This window comes from Truepera radiovictrix DSM 17093 (genome assembly GCF_000092425.1).
Lineage (GTDB): Bacteria > Deinococcota > Deinococci > Deinococcales > Trueperaceae > Truepera > Truepera radiovictrix.
The window spans coordinates 1,752,219-1,766,805 of record NC_014221.1 but is presented as its reverse complement, the minus strand read 5'-3'; the positions used below and the strand labels follow the sequence as shown (position 1 = coordinate 1,766,805).

The 14,587-nt window shown below is 68.7% G+C and carries 11 protein-coding genes and 1 tRNA gene; 8 read left to right on the top strand and 4 right to left on the bottom strand.

Features of this window, described 5'->3' with window-relative positions:
• Positions 1–81: 81 nt before the first annotated feature.
• On the bottom strand, positions 82–864 hold the full coding sequence (locus tag TRAD_RS08130; protein WP_013178127.1) for an NAD(P)-dependent oxidoreductase: 783 nt from the start codon (positions 862–864) through the stop codon (positions 82–84).
• Between the two features lie 180 nt (positions 865–1,044).
• Between TRAD_RS08130 and TRAD_RS08125 the strand changes: the two genes are divergently transcribed.
• From TRAD_RS08125 to ypfJ, 4 genes are all read left to right on the top strand, one after another.
• Complete coding sequence (locus tag TRAD_RS08125; RefSeq protein WP_148221210.1) at positions 1,045–1,950, top strand: GHMP family kinase ATP-binding protein; 906 nt, start codon at positions 1,045–1,047, stop codon at positions 1,948–1,950.
• A 388-nt stretch (positions 1,951–2,338) separates the two neighbouring features.
• Positions 2,339–4,336 carry a threonine--tRNA ligase gene (gene thrS, locus TRAD_RS08120; RefSeq protein ID WP_013178125.1) on the top strand — a complete coding sequence of 666 codons (1,998 nt, stop codon included), beginning with the start codon at positions 2,339–2,341 and terminating at the stop codon, positions 4,334–4,336.
• Positions 4,337–4,537: 201 nt separating this feature from the next.
• Positions 4,538–5,470 (top strand): glycoside hydrolase family 130 protein, encoded by a 933-nt coding sequence (locus TRAD_RS08115; RefSeq protein WP_013178124.1) that lies wholly within the window; start codon positions 4,538–4,540, stop codon positions 5,468–5,470.
• 166 nt (positions 5,471–5,636) lie between these two features.
• On the top strand, positions 5,637–6,488 hold the full coding sequence (gene ypfJ, locus TRAD_RS08110; RefSeq protein WP_013178123.1) for a KPN_02809 family neutral zinc metallopeptidase: 852 nt from the start codon (positions 5,637–5,639) through the stop codon (positions 6,486–6,488).
• A gap of 275 nt (positions 6,489–6,763) precedes the next feature.
• On the opposite strand, the gene TRAD_RS08105 is transcribed toward ypfJ, so the two are convergent.
• Positions 6,764–8,137, bottom strand: a complete 1,374-nt coding sequence (locus tag TRAD_RS08105; RefSeq protein WP_013178122.1) for an MATE family efflux transporter — start codon at positions 8,135–8,137, stop codon at positions 6,764–6,766.
• A gap of 188 nt (positions 8,138–8,325) precedes the next feature.
• Here TRAD_RS08105 and TRAD_RS15250 point away from each other — a divergent pair, with 188 nt between their 5' ends.
• Together TRAD_RS15250 and TRAD_RS08095 are read left to right on the top strand one after the other, a co-directional pair.
• Positions 8,326–8,889 (top strand): flavodoxin domain-containing protein, encoded by a 564-nt coding sequence (locus TRAD_RS15250; RefSeq protein WP_013178121.1) that lies wholly within the window; start codon positions 8,326–8,328, stop codon positions 8,887–8,889.
• 222 nt (positions 8,890–9,111) lie between these two features.
• Positions 9,112–10,503, top strand: coding sequence for an NADP-dependent isocitrate dehydrogenase (locus tag TRAD_RS08095; protein ID WP_049773188.1), 1,392 nt, complete (start codon positions 9,112–9,114; stop codon positions 10,501–10,503).
• 55 nt (positions 10,504–10,558) lie between these two features.
• Here TRAD_RS08095 and TRAD_RS08090 read toward each other — a convergent pair.
• Positions 10,559–10,635 (bottom strand) — tRNA-Arg (locus tag TRAD_RS08090).
• 261 nt (positions 10,636–10,896) lie between these two features.
• Between TRAD_RS08090 and TRAD_RS08085 the strand changes: the two genes are divergently transcribed.
• A complete protein-coding gene (locus tag TRAD_RS08085; RefSeq protein ID WP_013178119.1) occupies positions 10,897–12,783 on the top strand; it encodes a glycosyltransferase family 2 protein in 1,887 nt (628 codons plus the stop codon).
• Here TRAD_RS08085 and TRAD_RS08080 read toward each other — a convergent pair.
• Positions 12,749–13,717 (bottom strand): hypothetical protein, encoded by a 969-nt coding sequence (locus TRAD_RS08080; protein WP_148221209.1) that lies wholly within the window; start codon positions 13,715–13,717, stop codon positions 12,749–12,751. The genes TRAD_RS08085 and TRAD_RS08080 overlap by 35 nt on opposite strands.
• A gap of 104 nt (positions 13,718–13,821) precedes the next feature.
• Here TRAD_RS08080 and TRAD_RS08075 point away from each other — a divergent pair, with 104 nt between their 5' ends.
• Entirely contained in the window at positions 13,822–14,466 is a 645-nt protein-coding gene (locus TRAD_RS08075; protein ID WP_013178117.1) for an NUDIX hydrolase, read from the top strand.
• Positions 14,467–14,587 lie beyond the last annotated feature (121 nt).

Here is a 14,587-nt window from a genome sequence, read left to right as displayed (position 1 = left end):
CGATACGGAGTTCTCCACACGCATAGAGCGATACCAGCTGTTTGTGAGAGCCGCCTGGGGCCGCCGCAGGGCGCCGGCAGGCTACAGCGAGTGCAGCACCCCGAGAAAGTCGCTCGGGTTGACCCGCGTCCCCAAGATGTTTTCGAGCCCCAGAGCGATCTGCTGCGCTTCGACGTCGCGGCTCCTCAGAGCGATCGCGCCCGCGTCGCGCGCGACCTGGCGAAGGCGGCTCATGGGCTCCGGTGAAAAGTCGAGGACGCTTAGGTGCGGTCCGAGGTGCGTGTCGTCGACCTCAAACGTCGGCTCGAGCCGCACGAGCAGGTCAGCGCGCATCAGGTGGCTGCCGAGCAGGGGGTCGCGGTAGGAGCGCGGCGAGCACTCGGTGCTCGCGGCGAGCACCCCGAGGGTGCGTTCGGCGGTCGGGATGTCGGGTGCGAGCAGCGTCAGGTGCGCCGCGCCGAGGCTCGAGAGTTCGCGGCAGACGGCCCGCGCGAGCGCCCCCGAACCCACCACCACGACCCGCGCGCCGCGCGCGTCCCACCCTTTGCTCTGGAGGGCGGCGAGCGCCGCGCGTCCGAGGGTGTACTCGGCGATGAGCCCGCCGTAGGAGACGGTCAAGGCGTCCGCAGCGCCGGTCTCTTGGGCGATCAGCGACGAGCGCAGCGCGACCCGAAAGGCCGCCTCGTGAAAGTTGGGGTCGAGCACCAAAGCGCCGCGAAAGTCGAGCGGCGCAAGGGCGCTCGCGAGCGCCCCGAACTCGGTCGGCGTGACGGGGTGCAAAAGCACTCCGAGGCTGGGTTTGCGAAACTGCGCGAGCGCCTGGCGCAGCGCGTAGTCCTGGGTGATGAGGGCAACCAGATGCACGGGCGCAGTATACCTTTATACCTTCGGGACCTCCCTGCGCTCTGGGCGGCCGCTCGAAGGCTCGAGCCGTCGACGGGCGTTTCGGGGGCCGGTAGGGGGCGTCAGGGTCACCACGCGGTCTATGCGGTGCGTGAGGGGGAGCTCGGCCGCAGAGCCCTACGGGTGCCCTACAATGCCGCCATGGAACGCAGCACCGACAGGGGACATGAGCCGCGCTGGCAGGTCACGGTACGGGTGCCGACGCGGATCGACTTCGCCGGCGGGTGGTCCGACGTACCCGCGTTCGCCGCGCGCGAAGGGGGCGCGGTCGTCAACGCCGCCATCACGCGCTACGTCGAGGGGCGCGCGCGTTGGGACGAAGGGGGCTTGCGCCTCGAGTACGACCTGGCGCTGCCGCCAGACGCCCACCTCGGCACCTCGGGGGCGATCAACGTGGCGTGGCTGCGGCTGACGCATGGGCTCATCGGCGACACCCCACCCCCAACCGAACTGGCCGAGCGGGCGTTTCGTCTGGAGAAGCTGCTCGGGGAGGCGGGCGGGAAGCAGGACCAGTACGCGGCCGCTCTAGGCGGCGTGCACTTGTTGCGCTTTTCGGGGGCGGAGGCGTCGGCGGAGGTCGAGCCCTTGGAGCTTCCCGAAGCGACCCTGCGCGCCCTCGAGGCGCGCTGCGTGCTCGCCTACTCGGGCGTCTCGTCGTCCTCGGGTGACGCTCACGAAAGGGTGTGGGAACGCTACCGGCGCGGCGAAGGGGAGGTCGGAAAGACCGTGCGGGGACTGCGCGACAGCGCCTACGCCGCGCGCGACGCGCTCCTGGCGGGTGACCTCGAGGCATTGGCGGAGGTGCTGACGGAAAACCGCGAGGCGGCGCGCCGTCTTGATGCGCGCCTCGTCCCGCCGCGGCTCGACGAGCTCTTCGAGGCGGGGCACCGAGCCGGCGCACTGGGCTCAAAAGCGTGCGGTGCGGGCGGGGGCGGCTGCTTGCTCTTTCTCTGCACCGAAGGGCGGCGCGCGGCGGTCGAGGGGGCGCTGAGCGAGCGGGGCGCTACGCTGCTGCCGTTTGCGTTCGCCCCCCGCGTCGCCCCGTAGCTGGGGCAGGGAGCGAACGCGGTGCCACCGACGTTCAGGCGTTTGACGCTCCGCGAGCGGTGGGCGCTTGTGCTACCTTGAACCCATGGCCGCACCCTCCAGCGCCCCGCCGCACGTCCTGACCTTGCGCGGAGGCGTCTGCGGCCCCTTCGGACGAACGTCCTGAGCGTTACGCGGCCTTTTGGCGGCACGCCTAGCGAACCTGTTACAGTGAGCGGGTACTGCCTGCTCGGCTCGTTACGACGTGCGCAAAGCTGCCCTCGCGCCCCCAACACCTGCACGCATTTGCCGAGATGAAACTGGCTGAGACGATACCGGTAGCCACGCACAGAACTGGCCCGGCGCGACCCGGTGCCGAGGCCTCTACAGCGACGACTTCGAGGTGACTATGTTTGTAACCCTACCCGACGGCAAACGCCTGGAGCTCCCCGCGGGCGCGACCGCGCGCGACGTGGCCCAAGCGATCGGCCCCGGCCTCGCCAAAGCGGCTCTGGGCGCGACCGTGGGCGGTCAGCTGACCGACCTACTGAGCGAGCTGCCCGACGGCGCCGAGGTGGCCATCCTGACCAAAAAGGACGAGGCGGTGGTGCGGCTCATGCGGCACACCTTGGCGCACGTCATGGCCCAAGCGGTGCGCGATTTGTTCGTCGCCGAAGGCTACGCGCCGGAGCGCATAAAGATGGGTGTCGGACCGGTGATCGACAACGGCTTTTACTACGACTTCGACCTGCCGCGTACCCTCACCCCGGACGATCTGGAGAGGATCGAGGCGCGGATGCGTGAGATCATCCGGGCCAAGCTGCCCCTGCGACGCTTTGCGCTGCCGCGCGCGGAGGCGTTGGCGCGCTTCGAGGGGCGCGACCCCTACAAGCTCGAGCTCATCCAGAACCTCCCCGAGGACGTCCCCATCACCTTTTACGAGCAGGGCGGCGCGGACGGTTTCACCGACCTCTGCCGCGGGCCGCACGTGCCGAATACCGGCGACCTCCCTCAGCACTTCAAGCTCATGTCGGTCGCCGGCGCCTACTGGCGCGGCGACGAGACCCGCCCCATGCTCCAGCGCGTCTACGGGGTGGCGTTTCGCACCAAAGAGGAGCTCGAAGACCACCTCTGGCGCCTGGAAGAGGCCAAAAAGCGCGACCACCGCAAGCTCGGTGCGGAGCTCGAGATCTTTACCCTCGACGACGACATCGGCCCCGGCCTCCCCCTATGGCTGCCGCGCGGCGCGGTGATCGTCGAGGAGATCGAAAAGCTCGCCAAGGAGATGGAGCGCCGCGCGGGCTACCAGCAGGTCAGAACCCCGCACGTCACCAAAGAGCAGCTCTTTACGCGCTCGGGGCACCTGCCTTACTACGCCGAGTCGATGTTCCCGCCTATGGAGCTCGACAACGTGCGCTACTACCTCAAACCGATGAACTGCCCCTTTCACCACAAGATCTTCGCCGCGCGCCCCCGCTCCTACCGCGAGCTGCCGTTGCGCCTCGCCGAGTACGGCACCTGCTACCGCTACGAAGACCACGGCGCGCTCATGGGGCTCATGCGGGTGCGTTCGATGCAGATGAACGACGCGCACATCTACTGCACCCCCGAGCAGTTCGAGGACGAGTTTATGGGCGTCATCGCGCTCTACCTCGAGTACTTCCGCCTCTTCGGCATCCGCGACTACGTCATGCGCCTTTCAAAGCATAGCCGTGCGGGGCTCGGGAAAAAGTACGTCAACAACCCCGAGCTGTGGGAGCAGACCGAGGCGATGGTGCGCGGGGCGCTCGAGCGCGGCGGGATCAACTTCATCGAGGTCGAGGACGAAGCGGCCTTTTATGGCCCCAAGATCGACGTGCAGATCTATAGCGTCATCGGGCGCGAGTTTACCTTGGCCACCAATCAGGTCGACTTCGCCGTACCGGCGCGCTTCGGGCTCGAGTACGTCGCCGAGGACGGTTCGCGCAAGACCCCCTTGTGCTTGCACCGCGCGCCGCTCTCGACGCACGAACGCCTGGTGGGGTTTTTGCTCGAGCACTTCGCCGGCGACTTCCCCCTCTGGCTCGCCCCCGAGCAGGTGCGCGTGGTGCCGATCGCCGACCGGCACAACGCCTACGCGCAGAGCCTCAAGGCGCGCCTGGCCGAGGCGGGGTTGCGCGCCGAGGCGGACCTGCGCGGCGAGCGCATGAACGCCAAGGTCCGGGACGCCGAACTCCTCAAGGTGCCCTACACCGTCATCGTCGGCGACAAGGAGGTCGAGGCGGGCGCGCTCTCGTTTAGGAGCCGCAAAGAGCCCGAGCAGAAGGGGGTGAGCGTCGAGGCGTTCGTCGCGCACCTGCAGGCGCACGTCGGGGCGCGCGCCTTGGAGGTGACGCCGCTGGCGGCGCCCGTAGCAGCTCGAGCCTAAACTTCTTTGGGAGCGCGTCCGCTACGGTGCACCACGGCCGACGGCCAGCGAGACGCGCGCTCCATGATGACCGACGCGCCTGTACGACGCACCACGACGCGTTACGACGTGTTATGAACGTGTGACCTCTGATAGCTGCACCGCATGGCGCTAGGGGTAGGGTTGAGGTGACCCCACACGGGCAGCGAGAGGAGAGACGCCATGCATGACCTTTTCATACGCTCGTGCCACAACCCGATCCTCGCCGTCGATGACCTGCCCCTGCCGGCGATCGGCGCCTACAACCCCGGGGTCGCTGAAGTTGCGGGCGAGGTGCTGATGCTCGTGCGGGTCGAGGGGGTCGACGGGGTCTCGCGGCTCCACGTCGCCCGCAGCGCCGACGGCGAGACGAACTGGCGGCTCGAGCCCACCCCCTTGCTGTCACCCGAGGACACGGACAGCCCCCACGCCGAGTTCGGCTGCGAAGACCCGCGCATCACCTACGCGCCGGAGCTGGGCGCCTGGGTCATCGCGTATGTGGCGGCGGGCACCGCCGGGCCGAGCATCGCGCTGGCCGTGACCAAAGACTGGAAGCGGGTCGAGCGTTTGGGGATCGTCGTGCCGCCGTCGAACAAAAACGCCGCGCTCTTCCCCCGCCGTATCGGCGGCGAGTGGGTGATGCTCCACCGCCCCGACTCGGGGACCATCTGGACGCTGCACTCGCCGGATCTGCACTACTGGGGCAAACCGGCCTTGGTGATGCGCCAGCGCGGCGGTACCTGGTGGGACAGCGTGCGTATCGGCGGCGGGGCGGTGCCCATCGAGACCCCCGAGGGCTGGCTGATGATCTACCACGGCGTCAAGGAGGTTGCGCGCATCCCGACCTACCGCCTAGGGGTGGCGCTACTAGACCTCGAGCAGCCCCACAAGGTGATCGCGCGGGGGCGATACCCGGTCTTCGCGCCCCTAGAGCCCTACGAGCGGCACGGCAACGGCTACAACATCGTCTTTACCTGCGGGGCGTTCGTCCGGGGCACGGGCGACGAGGCCGAGGTGTGGGTCTACTACGGCGCCGCCGACACCGTTATCGGCCTCGCCAAAGCGCCCCTCAAGGACGTGCTGGCGGCGACGCGTAACGGCAACCACTACGGCTAGCGGCGACGCGCTTTTGGAGGGGCCGCCGCCTCGGTGGGGCGGCAGTTTGGGACGCGGCAGCACCTCCCGAGTGCCGCACGTACCCCTTCACGTCACCCCTGGAGCCCTATAAACTCGGCTCGAGCCGGTGTGGCCCCGCCTGCGGGGCCGCCTAAAGGGGGAGCACATGAAGTGGGAGAACCGAGGACTCAGCAAGAACGTCGAAGACCGCCGCGCTCGGCGCGCAGGGGGTGCGGGGGTGCCCTTGGGGGTCGGGGGGACGCTCTTGCTGCTCGCCTTGAGCCTTTTTCTCGGCACCGACCTCTTTAGCCTCTTGGGGGTGTCCTCGCCGCTCGGCACCGCGGCGGCGTCCTGGTCGGTGCCGGGGGCTGAGGCCACCGACGACGAGCGCGCGCACTTCATGTCGGCGGTGCTCGACGAGTCGCAGGCGATGTGGGCTGCTATCTTCGCGGAAAACGACCTCGTCTACGAGGACGCTGTGCTCGTGCTCTACGAAGGTGCAATCACCTCGGGCTGCGGGTACGCGCCCGCCTCCTCCGGGCCCTTCTACTGCCCTTTAGACGGCCGGGTCTACCTCGACCTCGCGTTTTACGACGTGCTGCGCGACCGCTACGGTGCGGCCGGCGACTTCGCGCAAGCGTACGTGCTCGCGCACGAGGTCGGCCACCACGTGCAGAACCTGTTGGGGACCGCCGCGGAGGTGCGGCAGCTGCAGCGGGCGGAGCCGCGCTACGCCAACCGCCTGTCGGTCGCCCTCGAGCTGCAAGCCGACTGCTACGCCGGCGTCTATGGCCGGTCGGTCGCCGAGCGCGGCGGTCTGGAACGCGGCGACCTCGAGGAGGGTCTAAGCGCGGCGGCGGCGGTCGGTGACGACCGTCTGCAGCGCCAGGCCACCGGGCAGGTGAATACGGAGACCTTTACCCACGGCTCCTCGGCGCAGCGCATGCGCTGGTTTGGGAGGGGCTTCGAGACGGGGGACCCGAGCGCGTGCGACACCTTTTCTGGGGTGGACCTCTAGGTTAGCTTCCATTGTCCCCTTGATCCCGCGGGAACCGTTTCGGAAGGGGCTGGTGGCCCGTAGCTTGCAGATCACGAGCTACGGGTAGCCGTGTCACAAAACGTCGCTGCCCCTCTCAGAACGTGCGTGCAGAGCAGCTTTTTATCGGTGTGAGCGTCTCCAACCAGGTGCTACCCGCCAAGGCTACTGGCTCGCCGGACGCCAAACCACCCGTTGGACGCACCACCCGTTGGACGGAGCGTCAACCGAACCCAGCCGAATGGGTGGCTGGCGCTCTAGACGACCGAAGGGGCGACGTCGGGCGCCACCTTGAGCGTTTTCCAACGCCCCGAGCGGAAGCGCACGAGGTACGCGAGCGCGAGCGCGACAAGGTACGCCATCGCCCCCGCCCACGCCCCGCGGACGCCCCCTCCCAAGGGGAAGGCGAAGAGGTAGGCGAGCGGCAGAAAAATCCCCCACGCGCACACGAGCCGCGCGAGCATCGTGTAGGTGGTGTCGCCCGCGCCGTTGAGCGCCCCGCCGAGGACGATGGCGGCCGCGTCGAAGATCTGGTAGAGCGCGACGAGCTGCAAGATCGCGGTACCGGCTTCGATCACCCTGGGGTCGCCGCTAAAGGTCCCCATGAGCCGTTCCGGCGCGACCAGGTAACCGAGCCCGACGAGCCCCATGAGCGCCATGCCGAGCCCCATCGCGCGGTAGCCCACCCGCTCGGCCCGCTTCGGGTCCTCTGCGCCGAGAGCTTGCGCGACAAGGCTCGAGCTCGCCTGCGCCACGGCGATCCCCAGCGTAAACGAGAGGCTCATAAACTGCAGCGCGATGTTGTTGGCGGCCAAGATCTCGGTGCCGAGCCGCCCGATGAGGGCGAAAAAGACCGTAAAGGAGGCCACGTCGACGAAGTCGCCGACGCCTAGAGGCAGGCTCGTCGCGAGCACGCGGCGCAGCTCGGCGAGCCGGGGCGGGCGCACGCGGCGCGTCCGGAAGCGCACGTGCGAGTCCGGGCGCCACAAGATCCAAGCGCTTAAAAGCGTCACCGCCGCGTTGGCCAGGACGGTCGCGACGGCCGCCCCCGCGACCCCCCACGCCGGGAACCCCAGGTTGCCGAGCACCAGCAGCCAGTCGAGCACGATGTTGAGGCCGACCTGCAGCCACGCGAGCAGCATCGGCGTGCGCGAGTCGCCGCGGCCCACCAAAAAGCCCCACACGAGGGCGTTAAACATCGCCAAGGGAACCTCGAAGGCGCGGATCTGGAGGTACCGCGTGCCGAGCTCGAGCACCTCCGGGCTGCCTGCTGGGGCGGCGAAGCGGAAGAGAAAGGTAAACACCCAGGGCAGGGCGAAGGCCAGAAGGCTGAGCAAAGCGACGACCCAGAGAACGCTCCACACCGCGTCCCCGACCCCGCGCCGGTCGCGCGCGCCGTGCGCCCGCCCGACGAAGATCACGCTGCTCGCGGCGGTCGAGCGAAAGAGCAGCATGAGCGCGAAGAAGAGCACCCCCGCGAGCCCCACCGCGCCGACCGCTGCGGTCGAGATGCGTGAGACAAAAAAGGTGTCCGTGACGCCCAGCAGCGTGTACGAGAGGTTTTGCAGAATCAGCGGGCCGGCGAGAAGGGTGATGTTGCGGGTTAGGCCTGTTCGCGTCGTGGTGCGCACCAAAAACCTCCAGCCTGCTAGTCTACGCCCGCCGCGTCAGCGGCGTGTCGCGCGGACGCCAAGCCGCCGAGGGTAGTGACGCCCGCAAAACCTTTGCGTTAGGCTGTTACGTGAGGCGTCGCCCTTTCAGGGTCTTTGCGACGGGCGTTTCGGACACCCGGACTTTAAAGGGCGTTTTAGGGGGTTCGATGACGAGGCAAGACCGAGCGGACGCAACCGGTTACGCGGCGTCGGTGCTCGTGGGCTACGCGAGCAGGCACCGCGGCACGGTGGAGATCGCCGAGGAGATCGGCGAGCGCCTCGAGGCGTCAGGGCACCGACCGACGGTGGCGCCGCTTAGTGAGGTGGCCGACCTCGCGCCCTTCGAGGCGGTCGTGCTCGGCAGCGCCGTCTACGAGGAGAACTGGCTCCCCGAGGCGGAGGCGTTTTTGGCGCGCGAGTTCGACGTGCTCGGCGCGCGCCCCTTGTGGCTCTTTTCGAGCGGCGTGCTGATGACGTTGGGGCTCTCGAGCCGCGTGTGGCTGCCCACCAAGCTCCGGCCGATTAGCCGCGCCCTCAAGCCGCGCGGCGTCATCTGTTTTGGCGGTAAGCTCGAGCACGCCCGGCTCTCCCGCGAGGACCGGCGCCGCAACCCGCAGCTGCTCGCCCTCGAGGGCGACTACCGCGATTGGGAGATTATCGACGCGTGGACGGCGGACATCAGCCGCGCGCTCGCGCGCCTCGGCGAGGGGCGCGAGCGCGCCGCCGAATAGGGTTGGGGGTCAGGGGACAGTTTGCGTTAGGCTGTATCGGGCGACAGTATGTGCAGTGTACGGTGGCGCGCACCGTTTCGGCAACTGCAGCGCGCGCCGCTACTCCCCCCCTACACTGCCCCAAGGAGGTTATACGTGGTACAGAAGCTGAGCGAAGCCCCCGCGGCGGGGACGAAGACCGCCATCACCGTAGCCTACGGCGACGGCATCGGCCCGGAGATCATGACGGCCACCCTGCGCATCCTCGAGGCAGCGGGGGCGCAGATCGAACCGCACGTCATCGAGATCGGCGAGCGCGTCTACGCCCGCGGTCACACCGCAGGGATCGAGCCGAGCGCGTGGGACTCGCTGCGCAGCACCAAGGTGTTTTTAAAGGCGCCTATCACCACCCCGCAGGGGGGCGGCTTTAAAAGCCTCAACGTCACCATCCGCAAAGGGCTAGGGCTCTACGCCAATGTCCGCCCCTGCCGCTCGTACAGCCCCTTCGTAGCGACCAAGCACCCCGTCATGGACGTGGTGATCGTCCGCGAAAACGAAGAGGACCTCTACGCCGGCATTGAGCACCGCCAGACCGACGAGGTCTACCAGTGCCTCAAGCTCATCTCGCGCCCCGGCACCGAGAAGGTCGTGCGCTACGCCTTCGAGTACGCCAAAGCGAACGGCCGCAAAAAGGTCACCTGCTTCACGAAAGACAACATCATGAAGCTGACCGACGGGCTCTTTCACAAGGTGTTCGAGGAGGTGGCGGCCGACTACCCCGACATCGAGAACGAGCACTGGATCGTCGACATCGGGGCGGCCAAGCTCGCCGACACCCCCGAAGCCTTCGACGTGGTGGTTCTGCCCAACCTCTACGGCGACATCCTTTCGGACGTGGCGGCGCAGATCGCTGGCTCGGTGGGGCTCGCGGGCTCGGCCAACATCGGGGAGCACGGCGCCATGTTCGAGGCCATCCACGGCTCCGCGCCGCGCCGCGCGGGCCAAGACGTCGCCAACCCCTCGGGGCTGCTTCTGGGCGCGGTGATGATGCTCGTGCATATCGGCCAGGGCGACGTCGCCGAGCGCGTGCACAACGCCTGGCTCCGCACCCTCGAGGACGGCGTGCACACCTACGACATCTTTAAAGAGGGGGTGAGCCGCGAGCGCGTGGGGACGAGCGCCTTTGCGGACGCGGTCATCGCCCGACTGGGCGAGGTCCCCGAGCGCCTCGAGCGGGTTTCGTACGCCGCGCGCGAACCGTTCGCCCTGCCGCAACCCGCCGCGCGGCCGGAGGCCGAAAAGCGGCTCGTCGGGGTCGACGTGTTCGTGGCGTGGCGCGACGCAGAGCGCAACCCCGAGGTGCTCGCCGAGCGGCTGCGTTCGGCGGCGGGGGAGGTGCCGCTCGCGATGATCACCAACCGCGGCGTCAAGGTCTGGCCCGAAGGGCTCCCCGAGACCTTCTGCACCGACCACTGGCGCTGCCGCTTCCTCGTCCCCGAGGGGCAGACGCTGACGCACCAGACGGTGGCGTCGCTGCTAGGCCGCCTCGCCGACGAAGGGCTCGACTTTATCAAGACCGAGCACCTCTACACCTTTGACGGTGAACCCGGCTACTCGCTCGGTCAGGGCCAGTAGGTCACGCCCCGCAGCTCGCCTAAAAAAAGCGGCACCCCGCATGGGTGCCGCTTTTTGGTGCGCCCGATCCGATTCGAACGGATGGCCTAGGGCTTAGGAGTCCCCCGCTCTATCCAGCTGAGCTACGGGCGCGCGAAGCCAGAGGCTACAAAAAGTCTACCGAAAGCGCTGCCCCCCTTTCAAGGCGCTCCGGCACGAGGTAAAAGGGGGCGCGGTATAGTGAGGGTTCGGGGGCTTGCGCCGCGCCCAGATCTCGGGGTGCGGCGTGTATGGGTCTCTACGCGCGTAGGGGGCGGCGCGCCGTCACGCAGCCTAACTTGAGGCGTGGGGTTCACGCCTCGGTGGGAGTTGAATCATGATACACGTCACGATGCAGCCACGACGGGTGCAACCGTGTGGTCGATAAAGCCGCGGGCGGCGGCTCGAGCTGAGCGGACGCGGCGAGCAGCGAGGGGGGGCGAGGGCGATGAGGCGGCGCTGCTCGCCGACTTCGAGCTCTACACCGCCGACAGCCACCCCTCGCACTTTTCGGTCAAGCGCCCGGCGTGGTTGACCCCCGCCTTTTTAGGGGTGTTCGCGCTCGTGTCAACCGCCCTGCTCGCGTTTTTACCCGACGCGGCGCCGCGCTACCGCGCGCTGCTCGCGGCACTCTTGGGGGTACCGGAGGCGTCCTTTTCGCTCCGCTTACGCCCCTTTTTCCTCGCGTTTTTCTGGACCTTCGTCCTGTTTGTAGCCGGTTCGTGGGGGCGCCGCTTCAAACTGCTCGTCACCCTCACCCTGGGCTTCGGCGTCGCCACCCTAACCCTCGACCTCCTCTTCGGCGCGCTTCGGGGCGCTTTGGGGCCGCCGCTGACGGTGGTGTTCGCCAACGTGGCCGTGGGTTTTGCCGCGCTCGTCCTGTTCGCCTGGGCGCTGCTACGCCAAGGTGCGCTCCCGCAAGACGTGTGGGTTGGGGCGGTGCGGCGGCGCCCGAGGCGTTTTGCGTTGCGCTTTGCGTCCGCGGCCCTTCTGAGCGGGGCGCTCGCGGCCCTCTCGAGCCGCTACCTCGGGACCGTGCTCGAGGGGTTGCGCGGGGTCGGGCTCTTGGGGGGCTTGGGGCCCGGGGTGGTGCTCTTTTTTCCGCTCTTTGTCGCCACGCTCGCCGTCACCGAGTTTCTCTCGCTGCGCGCCAAGGGTGAGGGGGCGCGCTTTTCGGTCGCCTTTCTGGTGCCTGCACTCAACGAAGCCGACAACGTCGCCGCCTGCATCCGCTCGCTCGACCGCGCCGCCGAGCGCTACGGCCGCGTCTGCACGCTCTACTTGGTCGACAACGGTTCGCGCGACCTCACCCGCGCGCTCGCCGAGGCGGAGCTCAAACGCTGCCGCGCGCTCAAGGGGCACGTGCTCGTCTGCCGCGAACCGGGCAAGTCCAAAGCGCTCAACGCCGGCCTCAAACACATCGAAGAGGACCTCGTGGTGCGCGTGGACGCCGACACGCAAGTCGCCCCGACGCTGCTGACGCAGACGGTGCTGCACTTCGCCGACCCCGCGGTTGGGGCGGTGAGCGGGTTGCCGCTGCCGCTTACGGGGGGGACGCTTTTAGGCAAGCTGCGCGCCGCCGAGGTCTACTTGAACCAGGGCTTCGTGCGCCTCGGGATGGGGGCGATCGACGGGATTTTGAGCATGACGGGGGTTTTCTCGGCCTACCGCCGGAGCTGCTTGGACCGCGTCGGCGGCTTTGCCGAGGGGATCAACGGTGAGGATACCGACATCGTGCTGCGCATCGGACGCCTCGGGTACCGCCTGGTCAACGACCCCAGGATCCACGTCTTTTCGGAGGTGCCGGGGTCGCTCTCGGCGCTGCGCGAACAGCGCCTCAGGTGGTTTCGCTCGACCTTTCACGTGGCGGCGCGCAACCGCTCGGCGATCCGGCGGCGCCAGGGGGTGCGGGGGGTTTTTAGCCTCCCGTGGGCGCTCGTGCAGACCGTGCGGCGCTCGCTCATGGTGCCCGTGCTCGTCTACGCCGGCGCGGTGGCGCTGCTCGAGCCCTCCGCCCTCTTTTTACGGGGTGGCGCGGCGGTGCTCGCGGTGATCGTCGGCCTGCCTTTTTTGGTGAGCGTCGGGGTGCTGCTCGCCTACCGCCGCTTCGACCTGCTGCCCTTTACCCCCCTATACGCCGCGTTTCGGCTTCTGCGCGCCTACTTCTCGCTCGAGATGCTCTTTACGCTCCCCTTGGGGCGCGCGCCGGAGCCGCCCAACCCCAACGTCATCGCGCTGGAAGGGCCGCCGCGTCGGCGTTGAGGGCCTCTAGAAAGTCGACCGCGCGCGCCGCGTACGTGGGCGACCACCAGAGCGTCGCGCCGGGTAGCCCGCGCGCCTGCGCCGCCCGGACGCAGGCGCGCGCCTGGGCCACCGAGGTGCCGTTGGGCGCTTCGGGGTCGACGGTCACCTGCGGCACCCAGCGCAGGGTGTCCCCGAGGGGGCCGTACTGCGCGATCACCGTGTCGAGCGCCCGCGAAAAGGTCCGCACGCTGTCGCGGCAGTAGGTCTGGGTCTGGATAAAGAGCTCGTCGGCCGTCTTGGCGAGCTCGCCGTAGTTCCAGCTGTAGCGCTGCAGGTTCGCCTGCAGAATCGGCCGCCCGGTCGGTTTGCCGACCATGCGAAAGCCCGCCGCGCGCACCTTTTCGGCCGCCGCCGCAAACTGCTCGAGGGTGGCTGCAAACTCCCAGCTGAACTCGGGTTGGTTGGGGAAGTTGGGTTCGTAGACGTAGACGACGCCCTCGAAAAGCTCCGAGAGCCCCGCTGCCACGCGCGCGACGTTCTCCAACCCGCTCGTGGCGGCAAAGAGGCGCGCCTCGGGGTAGGTGTCGCGCAAAAAGCCCCCCGCGCGGTTCAGCCACGCGACGTTGGCCTCCCCCTCGTTGTTGCCCGAAACGATCATGAAGGCGTCCGAGCGCCCGATGTGTGGCCGCAGCGTCGAGCGGGCGTGGGCGAGCCCGGCGTCGTTGTAGATGGGGATGACGAGGGCGAAATCGCGGGCGTGGGCGAGCCCCGGTGGTTCGCTGACGCCGCAGGCGCTAAGGAGCAGGAGGGCGGCGAGCCCTACATACCTCGACCAGCGTCGCCAGCAAAGCCGCAACCGTCGGGCGCGGTGCCCCAAGGGAGGCGCCGCCAAAGGGGGGGCGCAGAGCCGCGGCGCTGCAGGCGTCGGGGGGGGGAGTGGCGTTCGCTTCACGTTCCTTTAGTTTACGCCGTGCTGGCCCCTACGCGGGGTCATCCGGTACAGGCTTCTTCCCGAAACCAGAGCTGTGCGACGAGAACCGGTATAGTGGCGTGCCCATGGACGCGCCTAGCACCCCCGAATCCGCCGAACTCCTCGACGTCCTCGACGCTTTTGGCAGACCGACCGGCGCGCGCAAGCCGCGCGCACTCGTACACCGCGAAGGCCTCTGGCACCGGACGTTTCACCTCTGGATCCTGAGCGTGCACTCGGGGGAGCCGCACGTTCTCATGCAGCGCCGGAGCCCCCACAAAGACCTCGAGCCGGGCAAACTCGACGTGGCGGTCGGCGGGCACCTGCGTTCGGGGGAGGGGGTGGCGGCGGGGCTGCGCGAGGTCGAGGAGGAGCTGGGGCTCACCGTGTCGCTCGGGGAGCTGCGCTACTTGGGTTGCCTAAGCGCCGCGCGCACCTACCCGCACGCCACCGACCGCGAGTTTCAGGAGACCTACCTCCTGCGCCGCGACGCCCCGCTAGCGAGCTACACGCCCCACCCGGGGGAGGTGTCGGCGCTCTACGCGTTGCCGCTCGCGGGCGCCGTGGCGCTCTACGGGCGCGGCACCCCCTTACGCGTTTCCGGCGTCGACGCCGCCGGTCGCGCGCTAGCGGCGCAGCTGACCCCGGCGGACCTCATCGCGCCCGCGCGCGAGGGCGTCTTGGAGGTGCTGCGGCGGCTGCAAACGCTCTGGGCAGCTAGCGGGGCCTAGCCCACAGGCCGTTGGCGCGTGTGGGGGGCTTTGCACGCCCCCGCTCTGGGGTCTGTAGGACACTCCGCAGAAGCGTCCCTGCACCTCGGGCATGGTTGAGGTAGGAGGGCAGGATGTTACG

Bases quoted from the DNA above. Each gene is read 5' to 3' on its own strand.
- TRAD_RS15250 (WP_013178121.1), top strand. From the start codon at position 8,326: ATGACGAGGCAAGACCGAGCGGACGCAACCGGTTACGCGGCGTCGGTG.
- ypfJ (WP_013178123.1), top strand. From the start codon at position 5,637: ATGAAGTGGGAGAACCGAGGACTCAGCAAGAACGTCGAAGACCGCCGC.
- TRAD_RS08095 (WP_049773188.1), top strand. From the start codon at position 9,112: ATGACGGCCACCCTGCGCATCCTCGAGGCAGCGGGGGCGCAGATCGAA.
- thrS (WP_013178125.1), top strand. From the start codon at position 2,339: ATGTTTGTAACCCTACCCGACGGCAAACGCCTGGAGCTCCCCGCGGGC.
- TRAD_RS08125 (WP_148221210.1), top strand. From the start codon at position 1,045: ATGGAACGCAGCACCGACAGGGGACATGAGCCGCGCTGGCAGGTCACG.
- TRAD_RS08075 (WP_013178117.1), top strand. From the start codon at position 13,822: ATGGACGCGCCTAGCACCCCCGAATCCGCCGAACTCCTCGACGTCCTC.
- TRAD_RS08115 (WP_013178124.1), top strand. From the start codon at position 4,538: ATGCATGACCTTTTCATACGCTCGTGCCACAACCCGATCCTCGCCGTC.